18 protein-coding genes, 5 tRNA genes and 1 rRNA gene are annotated in these 17,489 nt (G+C 38.8%); 1 reads left to right on the plus strand and 23 read right to left on the minus strand.

Annotation, left to right across the window (positions count from 1 at the left end; translation table 11 throughout):
• Positions 1 to 378: 378 nt before the first annotated feature.
• The 21 genes from AC3RV6_RS16365 to acpS form a co-directional block, all read right to left on the minus strand.
• Positions 379 to 1,935, minus strand: a 16S ribosomal RNA gene (locus AC3RV6_RS16365).
• Positions 1,936 to 2,264: 329 nt separating this feature from the next.
• Positions 2,265 to 2,338 (minus strand) — tRNA-Gly (locus AC3RV6_RS16370).
• A gap of 85 nt (positions 2,339 to 2,423) precedes the next feature.
• Positions 2,424 to 2,510, minus strand: a tRNA-Leu gene (locus tag AC3RV6_RS16375).
• Between the two features lie 67 nt (positions 2,511 to 2,577).
• Positions 2,578 to 2,653: transfer RNA gene (locus tag AC3RV6_RS16380), tRNA-Lys, on the minus strand.
• Between the two features lie 109 nt (positions 2,654 to 2,762).
• Positions 2,763 to 2,837 (minus strand) — tRNA-Gln (locus AC3RV6_RS16385).
• 336 nt (positions 2,838 to 3,173) lie between these two features.
• Positions 3,174 to 3,245: transfer RNA gene (locus tag AC3RV6_RS16390), tRNA-Glu, on the minus strand.
• 225 nt (positions 3,246 to 3,470) lie between these two features.
• Positions 3,471 to 3,920: a SprT family protein gene (locus tag AC3RV6_RS16395; RefSeq protein ID WP_489749292.1), complete on the minus strand. Its 450-nt coding sequence runs from the start codon at positions 3,918 to 3,920 to the stop codon at positions 3,471 to 3,473.
• A gap of 21 nt (positions 3,921 to 3,941) precedes the next feature.
• Entirely contained in the window at positions 3,942 to 6,104 is a 2,163-nt protein-coding gene (locus AC3RV6_RS16400) for a Tex family protein (protein WP_489747025.1), read from the minus strand.
• 58 nt (positions 6,105 to 6,162) lie between these two features.
• Positions 6,163 to 6,759 (minus strand): PP2C family serine/threonine-protein phosphatase, encoded by a 597-nt coding sequence (locus tag AC3RV6_RS16405; RefSeq protein WP_489747026.1) that lies wholly within the window; start codon positions 6,757 to 6,759, stop codon positions 6,163 to 6,165.
• Positions 6,759 to 7,544: an RNA polymerase sigma factor SigB gene (gene sigB, locus AC3RV6_RS16410; protein WP_489747027.1), complete on the minus strand. Its 786-nt coding sequence runs from the start codon at positions 7,542 to 7,544 to the stop codon at positions 6,759 to 6,761. Before sigB ends, AC3RV6_RS16405 begins: the two co-directional genes overlap by 1 nt.
• Positions 7,522 to 7,995 (minus strand): anti-sigma B factor RsbW, encoded by a 474-nt coding sequence (rsbW, locus tag AC3RV6_RS16415; RefSeq protein WP_489747028.1) that lies wholly within the window; start codon positions 7,993 to 7,995, stop codon positions 7,522 to 7,524. The genes sigB and rsbW overlap by 23 nt, the downstream gene beginning before the upstream one ends.
• Positions 7,979 to 8,320: an STAS domain-containing protein gene (locus tag AC3RV6_RS16420; RefSeq protein ID WP_489747029.1), complete on the minus strand. Its 342-nt coding sequence runs from the start codon at positions 8,318 to 8,320 to the stop codon at positions 7,979 to 7,981. The genes rsbW and AC3RV6_RS16420 overlap by 17 nt, the downstream gene beginning before the upstream one ends.
• A 91-nt stretch (positions 8,321 to 8,411) precedes the next feature.
• Positions 8,412 to 9,416: a PP2C family protein-serine/threonine phosphatase gene (locus AC3RV6_RS16425; protein ID WP_489747030.1), complete on the minus strand. Its 1,005-nt coding sequence runs from the start codon at positions 9,414 to 9,416 to the stop codon at positions 8,412 to 8,414.
• 15 nt (positions 9,417 to 9,431) lie between these two features.
• A complete protein-coding gene (locus tag AC3RV6_RS16430) occupies positions 9,432 to 9,833 on the minus strand; it encodes an anti-sigma regulatory factor (RefSeq protein WP_489747031.1) in 402 nt (133 codons plus the stop codon).
• 2 nt (positions 9,834 to 9,835) lie between these two features.
• Positions 9,836 to 10,192, minus strand: coding sequence for an STAS domain-containing protein (locus tag AC3RV6_RS16435; protein ID WP_489749293.1), 357 nt, complete (start codon positions 10,190 to 10,192; stop codon positions 9,836 to 9,838).
• A 5-nt stretch (positions 10,193 to 10,197) separates the two neighbouring features.
• Complete coding sequence (locus tag AC3RV6_RS16440) at positions 10,198 to 11,025, minus strand: STAS domain-containing protein (protein WP_489747032.1); 828 nt, start codon at positions 11,023 to 11,025, stop codon at positions 10,198 to 10,200.
• A 145-nt stretch (positions 11,026 to 11,170) separates the two neighbouring features.
• Positions 11,171 to 11,521 (minus strand): type II toxin-antitoxin system PemK/MazF family toxin, encoded by a 351-nt coding sequence (locus tag AC3RV6_RS16445; RefSeq protein WP_489747033.1) that lies wholly within the window; start codon positions 11,519 to 11,521, stop codon positions 11,171 to 11,173.
• Positions 11,522 to 11,525: 4 nt separating this feature from the next.
• Positions 11,526 to 11,792: a transcriptional regulator gene (locus AC3RV6_RS16450; protein WP_489747034.1), complete on the minus strand. Its 267-nt coding sequence runs from the start codon at positions 11,790 to 11,792 to the stop codon at positions 11,526 to 11,528.
• Positions 11,793 to 11,953: 161 nt separating this feature from the next.
• The gene (gene alr, locus AC3RV6_RS16455) at positions 11,954 to 13,072 is read right to left on the minus strand and encodes an alanine racemase (protein ID WP_489747035.1); all 1,119 of its coding nucleotides are present in this window, start codon (positions 13,070 to 13,072) and stop codon (positions 11,954 to 11,956) included.
• A gap of 72 nt (positions 13,073 to 13,144) precedes the next feature.
• Entirely contained in the window at positions 13,145 to 14,182 is a 1,038-nt protein-coding gene (locus tag AC3RV6_RS16460) for a LolA family protein (protein ID WP_489747036.1), read from the minus strand.
• Between the two features lie 49 nt (positions 14,183 to 14,231).
• A complete protein-coding gene (gene acpS, locus AC3RV6_RS16465; RefSeq protein WP_489747037.1) occupies positions 14,232 to 14,585 on the minus strand; it encodes a holo-ACP synthase in 354 nt (117 codons plus the stop codon).
• Positions 14,586 to 14,652: 67 nt separating this feature from the next.
• Here acpS and AC3RV6_RS16470 point away from each other — a divergent pair, with 67 nt between their 5' ends.
• Complete coding sequence (locus AC3RV6_RS16470; RefSeq protein WP_489747038.1) at positions 14,653 to 15,258, plus strand: rhomboid family intramembrane serine protease; 606 nt, start codon at positions 14,653 to 14,655, stop codon at positions 15,256 to 15,258.
• Positions 15,259 to 15,275: 17 nt separating this feature from the next.
• Here AC3RV6_RS16470 and AC3RV6_RS16475 read toward each other — a convergent pair whose 3' ends face one another.
• Together AC3RV6_RS16475 and AC3RV6_RS16480 are read right to left on the minus strand one after the other, a co-directional pair.
• Complete coding sequence (locus tag AC3RV6_RS16475; protein WP_489747039.1) at positions 15,276 to 16,778, minus strand: PH domain-containing protein; 1,503 nt, start codon at positions 16,776 to 16,778, stop codon at positions 15,276 to 15,278.
• Positions 16,771 to 17,250: a PH domain-containing protein gene (locus AC3RV6_RS16480; RefSeq protein WP_489747040.1), complete on the minus strand. Its 480-nt coding sequence runs from the start codon at positions 17,248 to 17,250 to the stop codon at positions 16,771 to 16,773. The genes AC3RV6_RS16475 and AC3RV6_RS16480 overlap by 8 nt, the downstream gene beginning before the upstream one ends.
• Between the last annotated feature and the right edge of the window lie 239 nt (positions 17,251 to 17,489).

A 17,489-nucleotide genomic window follows, 5' to 3' on the forward strand; every position in this document is an offset into this window, starting at 1 on the left:
TAATTCTTATCTTTTAAATAAACGTGATTTTACAGCGATGTAAAAATCAACGTTTCGTAAAAAGGTCGTTCTTTAAAATAAACAAAAACATGTTTATCATAGATAAACGAAGTTCTGTTTATCATAGATAAACGAAGTTCTGTTTATCTTGGTTGATTCTTGATTTGTTTCAATTATTGTTTTATCCAGTTTTCAAAGAACAAGTTTTGAATTATTATTAGTAACCATAAAGACAAAAAATGGTTTTATGGTCGTTTAATCAAGCAAAGCTTAATTAAACTTAATAAACCTTCAAAACTGAACGCAAAACGTCGATTTTCCGTATGCCTAGCTTTCATACACCAAAGGTGTAATCCGACTATGGACATATATCCTTAGAAAGGAGGTGATCCAGCCGCACCTTCCGATACGGCTACCTTGTTACGACTTCACCCCAATCATCTGTCCCACCTTCGGCGGCTGGCTCCCCTAAGGGTTACCTCACCGACTTCGGGTGTTACAAACTCTCGTGGTGTGACGGGCGGTGTGTACAAGACCCGGGAACGTATTCACCGTGGCATGCTGATCCACGATTACTAGCGATTCCGGCTTCATGCAGGCGAGTTGCAGCCTGCAATCCGAACTGTGAACGGTTTTATGGGATTAGCTCCCCCTCGCGGGTTGGCGACCCTCTGTACCGTCCATTGTAGCACGTGTGTAGCCCAGGTCATAAGGGGCATGATGATTTGACGTCATCCCCACCTTCCTCCGGTTTATCACCGGCAGTCACCTTAGAGTGCCCAACTTAATGATGGCAACTAAGATCAAGGGTTGCGCTCGTTGCGGGACTTAACCCAACATCTCACGACACGAGCTGACGACAACCATGCACCACCTGTCACCACTGTCCCCGAAGGGAAAAGTATATCTCTATACCGGGCAGTGGGATGTCAAGACCTGGTAAGGTTCTTCGCGTAGCTTCGAATTAAACCACATGCTCCACCGCTTGTGCGGGTCCCCGTCAATTCCTTTGAGTTTCAGCCTTGCGGCCGTACTCCCCAGGCGGAGTGCTTAATGCGTTAGCTGCAGCACTAAGGGGCGGAAACCCCCTAACACTTAGCACTCATCGTTTACGGCGTGGACTACCAGGGTATCTAATCCTGTTTGCTCCCCACGCTTTCGCGCCTCAGCGTCAGTTACAGACCAGAAAGCCGCCTTCGCCACTGGTGTTCCTCCACATCTCTACGCATTTCACCGCTACACGTGGAATTCCGCTTTCCTCTTCTGTACTCAAGCCTATCAGTTTCCAATGACCTTCCCCGGTTGAGCCGGGGGCTTTCACATCAGACTTAACAGGCCGCCTGCGCGCGCTTTACGCCCAATAATTCCGGACAACGCTTGCCACCTACGTATTACCGCGGCTGCTGGCACGTAGTTAGCCGTGGCTTTCTAATAAGGTACCGTCAAGGTACGGGCAGTTACTCCCGTACGTGTTCTTCCCTTACAACAGAGCTTTACGATCCGAAAACCTTCTTCGCTCACGCGGCATTGCTCCATCAGACTTTCGTCCATTGTGGAAGATTCCCTACTGCTGCCTCCCGTAGGAGTCTGGGCCGTGTCTCAGTCCCAGTGTGGCCGATCACCCTCTCAGGTCGGCTACGCATCGTTGCCTTGGTAGGCCATTACCCCACCAACTAGCTAATGCGCCGCGGGCCCATCCTGCAGTGACAGCCGAAACCGTCTTTCAGAGTTCGTCCATGCGGACGAACTGATTATTCGGTATTAGCCCCGGTTTCCCGGAGTTATCCCCATCTGCAGGGCAGGTTGCCCACGTGTTACTCACCCATCCGCCGCTAACAAAACTTTGAAGCAAGCTCCAAAGTTTGTTCGCTCGACTTGCATGTATTAGGCATGCCGCCAGCGTTCGTCCTGAGCCAGGATCAAACTCTCCATAATAGTTGACTACCAATACACTTCGCATAGCGTTATGTAACAGAGGCCAACAACATAAAGAAAATGAAAGCTCATTTCTTTTTGCTGGCATTAATAGTTGTAGCGTTAACTACATCTATTGAATGACAATTTTGTTTCATATAGAAACGTTTATACTCAAGTGCGCCGAAGCGTCCTGAGTTATTAATCATATCGTGTAAACACGAATGACTTATATCGACGTTTTGCTGTTCAGTTTTCAAGGTTCATGTGTTTATTGTCTTCGTAATGACAACTACTTAAATATAACACTAGTTGTTTATGTTGTCAACAACTATTTTTAAATAATATATTGGAGCGAGTGAAGGGAATCGAACCCTCATCATCAGCTTGGAAGGCTGAGGTTTGACCATTAAACTACACTCGCATTTTATCAATGCATCCTACAGTGATTTTTCAATCAAAAGCGGGATATTGTATCTAATCAAACTCTTTGCTATTTAGGAAGTATATGGTGCGGTAAAGAGGATTTGAACCTCCACAGGGTTAACCCCTACTAGGCCCTCAACCTAGCGCGTCTGCCGTTCCGCCACTACCGCATTAATTTAGCGACAAGTTCTATTCTACACGTTTGTAATGAATTGTCAATTGTTTTTTTGAAATAAATGGTGAGCCATGTAGGATTCGAACCTACGACCCTCTGATTAAAAGTCAGATGCTCTACCAACTGAGCTAATGGCTCTTTATTATAATAAGGAGATATTCGGTTGTACTAGTTGCATAAAGACATTTTCTTCGAACGCTTCGCGTCCTTCGCAAATTTTTCTGATTGCTTTAGCAATCTTAAAAATTGGCTGGGGTAGCTGGATTCGAACCAACGAGTAACGGAGTCAAAGTCCGTTGCCTTACCGCTTGGCTATACCCCAATGTAATGAGATATGAAGTTTATTCTTCGTTATAAGCTCTTTTGATTTCTTCCCAAATTGCATAAGGTTAATGAAAAGAACGTTTTAGATATTTTCAGCACAGTTTCGTGTTGTTTCGGTAAACAATTTCCGGTTAGTACCCCGGAAATTACCTTAAGTTCAAAACTTCGTTTTGAATAGTGATTTAAGGTAGATATTTTCAACACAGGTTCGTGTTGTTTCGGTAAAACGATTTCCGATTGGTTCCTCGGAAATTACCTTAAGTTCAAAACTTCGTTTTGAATAGTGATTTAAGGTAGATATTTTCAACACAGGTTCGTGTTGAAAAATCTTTAATGACCCCTACGGGATTCGAACCCGTGATACCGCCGTGAAAGGGCGGTGTCTTAACCGCTTGACCAAGGGGCCTTCTATAATAGAATTATCTCGAAGAAGATTTATGCTTTATATTTGTTCTGAGCAACTTCTTATTCGACTTTTCCTATTATAGACAGGAATATCGTTCTCGTCAACCTTATATTATAATTATCTTTTTGGACTCTTGGTATTGCCTTTAAGACCGGGGTTACAGATGAAATCTCTAACTATTCAATCCCCTCGAAGTGTATTCCGTTACCCTATTAGGACACTTTATTATCCTTCGAAAACAATAGCCCCACCACATTTTCCACATCTATACTTATCAACATTCATTCGTCTCTTTCGCACATATTGCAAATTACAAGATGTACAAATATATAGATGTGCTGAAACCATCTTCTTATTTCTTTCGGCAAGTGGCATGCAAAACCTAGGTGAGGATGTCATTGTTAATAGGTTTTTAAAATCTGCATCCCTATGTTTATAACCCTTTCCTTCTATATGAAGGTGATAATGACATAACTCATGTTTAATTACGCCAACCAACTCTTCAATGCCATACATTTTTAAAACTACTGGATTTATTTCAATCGAATGATCAGCAAGCATGTATCGCCCACCCGTCGTTCTTAATCTTGCATTATGATGAGCTTGATGTAAAAAAGGTTTTTTAAAAATGTTAACCGAAATCTGTTCAACAAGAACTTGTAACTCGTTGTCCATCATCACCAATCACATCCCTATTCATACATCCACTTTCTTAGGCGATAGCATTGTTAATGAAATTCTACCCTTTGCTTTATCCACACCGTCAATCCACACAGTCACAATATCTCCTGAGGCTACGACGTCTAACGGATGCTTTACAAACCCTTTTTTTAATTTAGATATATGAACTAGTCCATCCTCCGTCACCCCAATGTCGACAAACGCGCCGAAATCAACTACATTTCGAACAGTTCCCTGCATTTCAAGCCCTTCATATAAATCTTTTATGTCTAGGATATCCGCTTTCAATAAAGGTTGTGGGTAATCATCTCTCGGATCACGGTTTGGTCTTTGAAGTGTATCAATAATGTCTTTCAATGTTACTTCTCCTATATCCAATTCCGTAGATAACTCGGTAACATTTAATTTAGAAAGAGCTTCCGTTGTTTCTATTTTTCCAAGTAACTTTTTCCCAACGCCGGCTTTCTCAAGTAACTGATCTGCAATTTTATAACTTTCCGGATGAATTCCGGTAGAATCAAACGGATCTGTTGATTCCGGTACTCGTAGGAAACCAATCGCTTGTTCATATGTCTTAGCACCAAGGCGCGGTACTTTTTTTAGTTCATTTCTTTTTTTATATAATCCATTTTCTTCTCTTGATTTCACAATATTTTCGGCAACTGTTTTTGATAATCCCGCCACATATTGTAAAAGCGAAGAAGATGCTGTATTGACATTTACACCTACACGATTGACCGCAGTCTCTACGACGAATGAAAGCGATTCTGCTAGTCTTTTCTTCGCAACATCATGCTGATATTGACCAACGCCTACAGAACCTGGATCAATTTTAACAAGCTCAGAAAGTGGATCTTGTAACCTTCGAGCAATTGAAACAGCACTTCTTTCTTCGACTTGAAGATTCGGAAATTCATCTCTCGCTTGTTGAGATGCCGAATAAACACTTGCTCCCGCTTCATTTACAATGACATAAGATACATTTGATTCTGCCTCTTTTATGCAGTTAACGATGAATAATTCCGTTTCACGCGAAGCAGTTCCATTTCCAATTGCAATAATAGATACATCATATTTTTTTAAAAGCGCTAATATAGCCTGCTTTGATTTCTCTTTCTCCGGTTTTGGAGGATGCGGAAATATAACCGATACTTCATGTAGCTTTCCAGATTCATCGACGATTGCAAGTTTACATCCTGAACGAAATGCTGGATCTACGCCAAGTACAATTTTCCCCTTTAAAGGTGGTTGTAATAAAAGACTTTTTAGGTTTTCTGAGAAGACATGGATTGCTTGTTCTTCCGCTTTCTCTGTAAGTTCCCCTCGTATTTCACGTTCAATAGAAGGTGCAATTAACCGTTTAAATGAATCCGTAATTGCCTCTTTTACTTGCGTTGCTGAAGGTGAGTGCAGCTTTAAAATTAATTCTCTTTCCATCACGCCAATAATTCTATCTTCTGGAAATGAAATACCGACCCTTAAAACATCTTCCTTTTCACCACGGTTAAGCGCAAGCGTGCGGTGCGGAACAATTTTTTTCAAAGGTTCATCGTATTCATAATAATTTCCAAATACTTTCTTTTTGTCTTCTGCATCTTTTCTAACCGCTGAAACAATTGTACCGTCTGCCCATGCGATTTTACGAATTGTTTCTCGAATTGACGCATCATCAGCAAATACCTCTGCTAATATATCTCTTGCTCCCGCTAACGCATCTTCAATTGTCTCTACCTCTTTTTCTGAATCTACGAAAGGCTCTGCTATGGTTTCTACATTCGTGTCGGAAAGTACTAATAATTCGGTCGCCAAAGGTTCAAGTCCTTTTTCTTTAGCCATTGTTGCACGAGTTCTTCGTTTTTGCATATATGGACGATATAAATCCTCTACTCGTTGAAGAACTGTCGCTTTTTCTATCGCACTCTTAAGTTCATCATCTAATTTACCTTGCTCATCAATAATACGAAGTACTTCTTCTTTTCTTTGTTCTAGGCCTTTTACATAGGCATATGCATCCTCAACCGCTTTAATCTGCACTTCATCTAACGATCCCGTTTCTTCTTTACGATATCTAGCTATAAATGGTACTGTATTTCCGGCATCAAGTAGGTTAATCACCTTTTCAGCTTGTTGCGCACGAACAGCCGCTCTTTCAGAGGTAAGTCTCAAAATATGATTCATTTAAATAACTTCCTTTCTTTATACTTTCTATTTTAACACAAAAAAGCTTACCCCTGTCTTACATGAGCAAGCTTCCTGCTATAAACGTAGCATCGTCGCCGTGTTCAATTGAATCCAGAACATTTCGATAAAGCTCGTATGATCCAGCACTTTCCATCAATACCGACTTTGGACTTCTTAGTACAACGCCATCCGAATGTAGAAAAAATAAATCTCCTACGTGGTAATCATACTCCTGAGTGTTTAAATTTTGAGGCCGACCAGACAAATAGCCCATAACCGGAAGTGGGTAAATCATTTTCTCGCCATTTTGAAGCATATAAAAACGAACATTACCAACACAACTATATTGAATTGTACTTTTTTTATAATCAATCTTAACAATCGCGACTGCAGCGCCACGTTTCTTAAACATATATTCATTGCAACGGCTTAGTAATTCATCAATCGATTCATTATGATGTTCTTTAAGAACATTTGGTATTATTTCTGCTGACTGTCTTGCAATAGGACCGTTCCCAAGACCATCTGCAATTGCAAAGATAAAGTAATCATCTTCTGCGTGCGTAAAATACGTATCCCCAGACTCTATATTCCCATGCTTTGCTTCTTGATAGATATATAACTCAACATGTTTAGTTCGAACTTCTTCCATCAGCTTACACCGCCACTAGATTCAGTTATATTCTCCTGTAACTTCTTTATTGCTTTACGTTGTAGCCTTGAAACATGCATTTGTGAAATTCCGAGTAAATCTCCTGTTTCTTTTTGGCTTAATTGTTCTATATATGTATACTGTATAACTTGCTTTTCTCTTTCCGACAAAACGACGAGGGCATCTGCTACGAGCATGCGTTGATCAGTTGCTTCATAGCCATCATCATTTGAGCCAACTAAGTCGAATAACGTCACAGTTCCACCTTCTGAATCAGCTTGTAATGTGTGATCCATAGAAAGCGCTTGATAACTTCTCCCCATTTCCATCGCCTCTAAAACTTCTTCTTCATCTACTTCTAAATACTCTGCGATTTCACTGACGAGTGGCGAACGTTGCATTTCAATTGTTAACGTTTCAACTGTAGCTCTAATTTTCGGTCCAAGTTCTTTAATTCTACGGGGAACATGTATTGCCCATGTTTTATCTCTCATAAATCTCTTTATTTCACCTATTATTGTGGGTACCGCAAAAGCTTCAAAACTTCTTCCGTACTCAGGTTCGTATCTACGAATTGCGCCTAAAAGACCAAGCATACCTACTTGCACAAAATCTTCATGATATGGCTTTCCCTTTGAATACTTGCGAGCAAGCGAATGAACTAAGCGCTCATAATTCATCACAAGATTCGTCTGCGCTTCTTCGTCCTGAGTTTCCTGATATTGTTTTATCCACTGAAGAACTTCTTCTTTAGTACTTGATTTAAGAGGAGATTGTTTCGACATCACCATCCACCCGCTCTCCACCGAGATACTTGGTCATAAAGATTGACACGCCCTCCTTGTGATAAACTTTAACTTCATCCATTAAAGATTCTATTAAATATAAGCCAAGTCCACCCTCACGGAGAAACTTAACTTCTTCTTGATCATTATAGCGACCAACATGCTTTTTCGTTTCTTCAAAATCAAAACTTGAACCGTTATCCGCTACCATTACTTCAATTTTGTCTTCAAAAAGAGCACATCCCACAACAATTTCTCCATTTTCTTCTTCTTTATAAGCATGCTGAACAGCATTCGTAATCGCTTCACTTGCAGCAATTTTCAAATCCTCAATTTCTTCGAATGTGAAATTAAGTCGGCTCGCCAATCCAGAAATTGTTAATCGGGCAACTCCAACATATTGGGCTTTAGCCGGTATCTTTATTTCAACATAATCATAGAGTCTCGTCACTATTAGCACCTTCTTTCCCAACAATTTCTAATACCCCATCAAGGCCAGTAATTTCAAATAAGCGTTTGAGCCTTTTATTAACACCCGTAATTTTCACATGTCCACCATTTCCTTTTAGTACCTTATAAAATCCCACAAAAATACCCAGTCCAGTACTATCTATATACTCTACCTCAGAAAGATCGACTTCTGCTTGAAGTCCAGGTATATTTTGGACTGATGTCAATCGTTCTTTTAAAATTGGCGCTGTAAAAGCATCGACTTCACCAATAACCTTAAAAATTTGGACATTATCCTCTTCTAGTAAATTAACTTGTAAGTTCAATTCCGCACCCCAATTCATATTATCTCTTAAATATATAAAGTTTCTAATCTATATAGCTTATGTACCACTTACTTAGATCGTTTAAACATTATCAGACATCTTTTTTAAATATAACAATTGTAAAATCATCGCGTAATTGAAAGTTTTGCATTCCGCCTAGATGCTGGTAAACAGTATCTACGATTGTTTGCGCATTTTCTTCTTTTACGCTTTTTAAAAGCGTCTTAATAAGTTCTTCATCAATAAAACCTTCATCAGTCCTTGTTTCAGTTACGCCATCTGTCATCATAGCTATAAAGTCACCGTCTTCTAAAACGATAGAACGCTCTTCATACTCTACATTAGGCTGAACACCAAGTAGAAGACCTTTTGCCTCTAGTTGAACGAAAGTATCTTCCGAAGCTCTGTAAAGTAAAGCTGGTTCATGTCCAGCAGAGGCATAGGTAAACACCGAGTCTATAGAACTGTATTTCCCGTAAAACATTGAAATAAACATTGAATCGTCAATACTTTCTTCTACAACACGGTTAACGACACCTAAAACAGTTTTAGGATATGTTTTTTCATTTTGCAAACTATCCATTCCAAATTTAATCATAGACATGCATAGAGCCGCTGGTATTCCTTTGCCAATGACATCCGCGATTGCAACACTTGCATATTTTTCTTCATCACTAACAAAATAGATATAATCTCCATTCATTTGTTTTGAAGGAATTGAAATTAAACCTATATCCAAGCCTGAAAGTTTCGGAACATTTGTTTTCAATAATGTATCTTGAACTTTTGCAGCTATATTCATTTCCATTTGGATTTCTTCTTGCTTTCTAATTAGACTCTGGTGCTCCTGCAAAGCGAGTCCATAATGAACCATCATTTCAATTAAAAAGTCATATGAATGCCAAACTTTTGATGAGAGTTCCGGAAAAGATTCTTGTAGCGCTGTTTTATGAATACTGATAACTTCTTCAGGTGATATCTCTTTTTCAATAAAGTCCCTGCTAATTTTTTGACCCGCGTATAAATCTTCTTCACTTTGACTTTCAATATACTGTTTCACAATTTCTTTATATCTACTTCCTACTTCGCGAGGCATTCAGTGTTCCCCTTTCTACCGCAACCACTTCTTTGCAGTAACCGTTGTTCCTACTCCTACCTTTGAAACTAAATCAAATTCATCCATTAAACGCTTAACGCCTGGCATTCCTGCACCAAGACCGCCAGAAGTTGTGTATCCATCAGTCATCACTTTTCGATGATCTTCTATTCCAGGTCCATCATCTGATGCGATTACACACATTCCAAACTGTCCATTTTCATAAAGTCTTTCAATTTCAATCTTTCCTTTTCCAGCATACAGATAAATATTACGAGCCAATTCACTAATCGCCGTCGTTATACGCGCTTGATCAACCGTCCCAAAACCGATTGCCCTCGCTTCATCCCGGCCAAGCTGACGTGCAGCCACAATATCCCACTCTGTATATATATCTACAGAAGACCGGTAATTCATATTTAGTCCTCCAATTCTGTCTGGAGTTTATCCAATCCATTTTCCAGATCGAGTGCTGTCATAACATTTTCTAAACGAATACCTAGTTCTATAAGTGTTATCGCTACAGCAGGTTGTATACCAGTTAGAACAACTTTGGCCCCCATTAACTTAGACATATTAATAACATCACCTAGTACTTTCGCAATAAACGAATCGATGAAATCAATAGATGTTAAATCAATTAGAACACCTCTTGCAGTTGTCTTATGCATTTTATTCAATAAGTCCTCTTGAAATTGAAGCGCTGTCTGGTCATCAAGTTCCCACTGAATTGATACAATTAACGTGTCTTTTAGCTTCAAAATCGGAATACGCATGTTTTTCAATTTTCTACCTCCACTATTTTACGATTCGTAAGCTGCAATGCTTCCTCCATCCCACGTTGCAATGTGCTGGTCGTAGTGAAATCATTCAAGTCAATACCAAGTGCTACAATTGTTTGCGCTATCTCGGGGCGAATTCCAACTAGCATGCATTTTGACCCTATTAGACGAACAGCATCTGCCGCTTGAATAATGTGATGTGCCACCATAGTATCCACAATTGGAACGCCTGTTATATCCAACAAAACCACTCCCGCGCGCTGCTTTACAACACCTTCAAGTAAGTTTTCAATAATTAACTTTGCACGCTCTGTATCAATTGTACCGACAAGAGGCATGACGGAAATACCTCTGAATACTGGTATTAAAGAGGCTGATAATTCTTGTAACGCCACTTTTTGCAAGCTCACTTTACGTTCCCATTGAACTGAATACGCTTCAATTATGCTTTCGCGAAGTGGTGTAATCCACTTTTGAAAGATACCAATATATGCCCTCAAATTTGATTCATTAATAATTCCTTTCTCTTCAAGTACAGAGAAAGTAACTTCTGAAAAGTTATCAATTGCTTTATTAACAAACTTTATTGACCACCCAAAGCGCACAACTTTTCCAGTGAAGTCGGATAGTATAGCAATGCTAATATTATCGCTTTCCAATAGATTTGATGTCATTAACTGAGCAAATTCCTTACTCGTTTTATCAATCAGATCCTCTGGCATGAAGTGAAAGAACCTGTCATCACTGCTTTCCTTCATCATGTCCTTCCAATTCTCCAGAAGTTCCTCCATATGAACATTTACATTTTCAGCCATTTTTTTATTCATCTATTTTCCAGAATCCTCCTTGCAGTTACATTTGATTGTATATATGTAATCATTATATCGAATACTTAATAATATTTCACTCTTTTTAACATTAATGAAAAAACACCATAGGCATGAGCCCATGGTGTTTCTATTATATGTATTATTAAAATTTGACGAGGCCGAAGCTAACTTCCAATGCTTCATCAACCTGCTCCATCAAAAATTCATCTAGTTGTGTAATTTTATCAGTTAGTCTTGATTTATCAATCGTACGGACTTGTTCGAGCAAGATCACAGAATCCCGCTCGAAATGGTAACGTTCCGCATCAATTTCTACATGTGTCGGCAATTTTGCCTTTTGAATTTGTGCTGTAATCGCTGCAATAATAACAGTCGGGCTAAACCGATTACCAATATCATTTTGAATCACAAGAACGGGTCTTGTTCCTCCCTGTTCAGAACCAATGACAGGCGACAGATCTGCAAAAAAGACGTCTCCACGTTTTATTGCCAAATTCTCATCCTCCGCTTACAAGACGTTCCATCGTATGTTGCGCTTCAAACTCAATGTGCAAGCACTCATGGGCGATTGTTAAATTAATTTGCGACATTTCGACATAACCCTTCATCATAGCTTCTCTAATAATGTTTAGTTCATCTTTTGTCGAAATATAAACAAAATCCCCGCGCTCCAACTCTTGATGGACGACCGTATGTTCATTTTCATTTAGCATTCGTTTTGGAATCTTCATTATGACTTCCCTTACGCTCTTCTTCTCACGCAATTGTCAGCACCTCCAACAAACCCGCTCTTCATTTTTCTACACCTTCATCTTAACATTTAATGTCCACAAAGAGAAGACATCAAATGAAATAGATTGACAGGAATCAACAAAAAATTATAAGGTTTGTCGAATTTACTCACATTCATATCGTTATAATTTAATTATATATAAACTCTTGGTACTCTTTTCGTAATTGAAACTACGATTTCATATGGTATTGTGCCTAAGCGTTCGGCCCATTCTTCAATCAAAATTTCTTCGTCTTCTTGTCGTCCAATTAAAACCACTTTTTCACCGACCGCGAATTCCTTAGTGAGTTTCACCATACATTGATCCATGCAAATCGTGCCTACAATCGGCATTCTTTTGCCACCTATTAATACTTCCTGCCCTCGAAGTCCACGACGCAAACCATCTGCATAACCAATTGGAATTGTTCCAATCCATTCATTTTCGGATGTTTTATACGTTGAACCATAGCTGACCGGGTTATTTTTTTCAAGTAATTTTACTTGCGCTAATTCAGTCTCTAACGCTAATGATCTTTCCAGCTCAAAAGGAAGTTGTGTTCCTACAAAGTCTGATGGCGGAATGCCATACACACTAATCCCAAAACGGACAGCATCGAGTGCATAATCTGGATAAAGAAGAGTAGCTGCACTATTAGATGCATGGACAAGTCTCGGTTTTTCAATTAATATTTTTACCAAGCCTATAAACAATTTAAATTGTTCAGATGCGCTAGTAGGATCCTTTGTATCTGCACAAGCAAAATGTGTAAAGATGCCATCTATAATAATCTGTTTTGTACTTCTCGAGATTTCTTCAAGTGCCTTTAGCGCTTCTGCATCGCGCAATCCAATCCTTCCCATTCCACTGTCAACTTTGATATGAATCTTCAGTGGTTTTATAAATTGGCTTTCATTAACAAGTGCCGCCTGCAACCATTCCGCATTTGGCACCGCAATAATAATATCAAGTCTTGCAGCCACTTTCGCAAAGGAAACAGGTGAAGGACCCATGACTAGGACATCTCCAACTACACCGCTATTTCTAAGTTGAACAGCCTCGTCTGGCGTTGCAACTGATACCATATCGGCACCAGCTTCAAGCGCTGCATTCGCAACCTGGACTTCACCGTGACCATAGCCATCCGCTTTGACAACAACAATAATCAATGTACCTGTATTTAAATACCTTTTTAGAGACCTAATATTTTCTTCAATTGCTGACAATTTAACAATTGCTTTAGTCGGACGAAAATTTGTCGAAGTCTCCATAATAACCCCTCATTTATACTATAGTGGTTCTATTATGAGTCTTTCTCCCTTTCTTCGTCAAACAATTTTATCTTATTTCATTTCACTTGCGGACATAGACGTTGCAACTTCAATCATTTCATCTTTAGACAAAGTTTCAGATGCTATGAAAAACGAAATACCGTTACTCTCCCAACGTATTGAATTATCCGTAAGCGCAGCAACTGTGAATCCAAGATCAACTGGGTCACCTACAACAGAAACAGGTAATCTTGATTCAGATTTAGTCGCACGTTCCTGAATAATCGTGTATTCTTTTGTTCCACTATAAGTTAAGAATGAACGTGCTCCTACTTGTTCTTCTTCCAATGTAACGCCTTCCCACTTAACTGTTGGATAGTATGCACTAAAACCCGTTGTATCTTCAGACGCATCTTCTTCTTTTCCATCTTCACTTTCTTCTCCAGCTTCATCATCTTCTTTAGCCTTAGGTTCTTCAGGTGATAACTCAACATCATAATCTGCTGCTTTCCGCTCTGTCCCAAGTGTTATCTTTTTAAAAGTAATACGAATCTGCTCTTCCTTATTTTCATCTAATACGGAAACATAAGTCGGTAAAAGCGTCTTCTTATCAATATGAATTTGCTGTGTCGGAAGTATTTTCTTATGATTGTTTCTTGTTTCTGTCTCAAAAATATACATTTTGTCTTCTTCGGTCATAGTAGCATTTTTGTCCGCTTTAATATCATCTGATAATGCACCAATTAAGTACGCTTGACTATTTTGTGCAGGCCAATCACTTTGGAACTTATAAGTCTTGCCCAGTGATGGCGTTACGACAAATACACCGTCTTTATTACGGACAATCATCTGAGAATCATCATTACCGCTTTGCGAGACATTAACTCGATAAAAATCAGGTTTTGTATGCCAAACATCCACATCATAGATTCTCGGCTCTGATCCCGTCTTAATCTCCATTGTCGCCTGTAACTCATACCCTTTCGTATCAGTCCATTTCCCGCTGAGCTTCTTCATTACATCCTCTTTCGATGGTGCTCCACATCCTACTAAGACAATTGCCATCACTGCTAATAATAAAACTAATATTCGGCTTCGCAAATTGTTCATCCTTTCTCATTTCAATCGGGTATGTCATCTTATGAGAATGGTTACACAATTATGCAAGAAGGATTACTTGAGCAGCTGCAACTGTTTTCGTATGTGTTATTGAAATAAATCCATTAACTTCAGTTCCCTTAAAATAAAGTGTCGGTTTTCCTTTCAAATCAGGGATTATACCAATATCTGTGAAATTACAATCTACACCAATTCCAGTACCAAGCGCTTTGGAAAATGCTTCTTTACCTGCAAAACGACCAGCAAGAAATTCAGGTCGACGAAAGTCTTTTAATAAATTATATATTTCCATTTCATCTTTATTAAGTATTCTAGATCTGAACTTAGTCGATCTTGCATCTATTTTCTCAATGCGTTCTATCTCCACAATATCCAACCCAATTCCTGAAATCATCGAACCTCTCTCCTTTCCTTTACGCATTAAATATATGTATAATAGACTAACGGATTGAGGTGAAAAAATGTTTACCCGTAGAGAAAGCTTTTCCGAATATATCAGATTTTATCCAATGGTTACAACTTTTCTAGTATTAAATATAACTATATTCTTAATCACTCTAATCCCGTTTATCGGCGGCGAGATTCGTTTTGCAGGAATGGGGATTAACTACCTTATCTCTGATGGAGAGTGGTGGCGTCTTTTAACGCCTATGTTTTTACATGCCGGGATTACACATATTCTATTTAATATGTTTAGTCTGTTTGTATTTGGACCTGAACTCGAAAAGGTTTGCGGAAAGATGCGGTTTTTCACACTTTATATGCTCGCAGGTATTTTCGGGAACATAGCCACTTACTTTTTAAAAGAGCCTAACTATGCACATGTTGGTGCCAGTGGAGCGATTTTCGGTATTTTCGGTGCGTTCGGTGCACTTATTTATTATACGAAAAAGTCAATTCCTGAACTCCGTCAAATAATTTTGCCTATAATAGTAATAAGTCTTGTCATGACCTTCCTTCAACCAGGAATTAATGCAACAGCACATATTGCTGGGCTCATAGTTGGTTTTCTAATCGGCCTAAGTTACTTTAATCCTAAGAGAATATTGAGTTGGAATAAAAGATAAGAGAAGGACAGATGTGACTATTCTGTCCTACTGTCCTTTTCTTCATTTTCACAATCAAACATTGACGGTTCATACCATCCCAAAATACGTTCAGCTTCAACTTCCTCCATATGGCTAACCTGCGCATTAAAAGCCCTCATACCCGATTTTACACGAGCGGAAATAGTCGCCACACCTTTTTTTCGGTGAAAGTAATTTTGTTTCATTTCCATAGACTGAATTCTATTTTTCATTAAATAAGCGGTATTTAAATTAAATCTTCTAAATCGCATCGTTAATTGATTACCGTATATCTCGTACGAAGCAGATCGGTGTTGCCACATCCCCCATAGAACAATAAAGGGGCTAAGTAAAAGGGAAAGTAAACCATACGGGTAAAATAGATAAGTTAATACGCCCACTATTGGCAGCATCCAAAGAAAGTTAATACGATAGAAATAGCGCCTACCCCGAATAGGTAACTTTCGAGCAGGCTCCTCAATAATTAATTCTGAAAAGATTTCTTTTAACGGACCATTAATAGCAGACTTTTTAACAAGCGGAAATAGATTAATGGTAGCACCATCACCGAGACCCCCACCTGCATTTTCAATGACGACAGTAGCATATCCAAAAAGCTGTCTAAAAGGATTTTCAATTACACGCACACATTGCACACGCTTCAACGGAACTGTCGCTCTCTTTTTTTCAATCAATCCTCTTGTTATAATGATATCTTCTTTATCTAGAGATACTGAATAACTGTAATAAGCCAAATAAGTCATCACGACCGAGACCCCCCATACAATGAAGAATCCCAGAAATACTACAATTGCAACGATAAGTAAACCACTTTTAATAAATCCAGAAATCTCCTCATATATCCAATTAAATGGTATCATATTCGCAAATTGCGTCATAAAAATGGCTACACCAGACAGAATTAGGCCAATACCACCTGATGTTGTTGCCAAAATCAATAGATCTTGTGTAGACATCGTGAAAACCTGATTCGTTTTCGTCGGGAATTCTTCAATTACCTGCTCTTCAATCCCAGCATTTATTTTTCTTTTTTTGGCTTTCGACATCTCTTTTTCAACCCGGTCTGCAGCTTCCTTCGTAATTGCCGTCAATTCCGCTTCAGCCTTTAACGTTCCAGAATTCCCAGCAGTTTCAACCTTCACCTTTACCAGCTTCAATGGACGATGAAAAATGCCTTCTGTATAGTCCAGGCTTTGAATCCTGTCAAATGGAATATACCTTTTTTTCCGAATAAATAAACCCGATTCGATTCTAAGTTCATCCTCTTCAAACCAATACTCAAAGCGTTTCCATTTAATTAGACCACTTACAAGCAAGATAACTATAAGTCCACTCAATAAAATAAAAGACCAATATTCTTGATACCATGGACCTGAACCACTAGCTCTCCAGCCATCTGCAAATATTAGTATAATCAACGGCAAGAACATCTCTTTCACAGTCTTTAATGACTCAATTACTGCTGTAACCCAGTGCAACTTAAAACGTTTCTCAGACATCGTCTTCCGCCACCCTTGCAAGTGCAGAAATTCGGCTCCTCAATTCATCTGCTTCTTCTGTAATGAGTGCTGGAATTTCGTGATTTGTAGCAGCAGTCGAAATCGTGATGCCCGCTAAATTATATTTGCGTAAAATCGGTCCTTGTGATGTATCGACATGTTGTACACGAACCATCGGGATTAATGTCCGCTTCACGATAAACAAACCATGTTGTAACTCTATTTCAGATTCACGTACTTCGTAACGCCAACGCAACCACTTAATCTTCGGGAATAAATAAACAAATAAATAAGCATACATAATTACAACACTTATACCTAGAATATAAATCCACCATTGCCATTCAAATATGTATGTTAGAACCCCAGCACCAATCGCTAAAAGCAACACAAAAAAAGTCTGTATAATACCATATAACCGCCAAACTCGAAGTCCTTTCTCAGAAATACGATTCACTGGTCTCTCTCTCAATATAGTCACACCCTTTCCCCTATATACACTATACGATTAAAAATTGATAACGTTTCATTTAATCCACTTTTCCACGACAACTAAGCTATACATAATATCGTTAAAATACGCACTAAATCAATATCTTTTTAGAATAAAAACTTTTTATTAAAATAAATTCACTGTATAAATAAGAAATTATTCAGACACAACGTTTTTTTAGTCTTATATACATAGATTTTTTCTATACAAAAAAATTC

The organism is Sporosarcina sp. So3-204 (assembly GCF_058068165.1).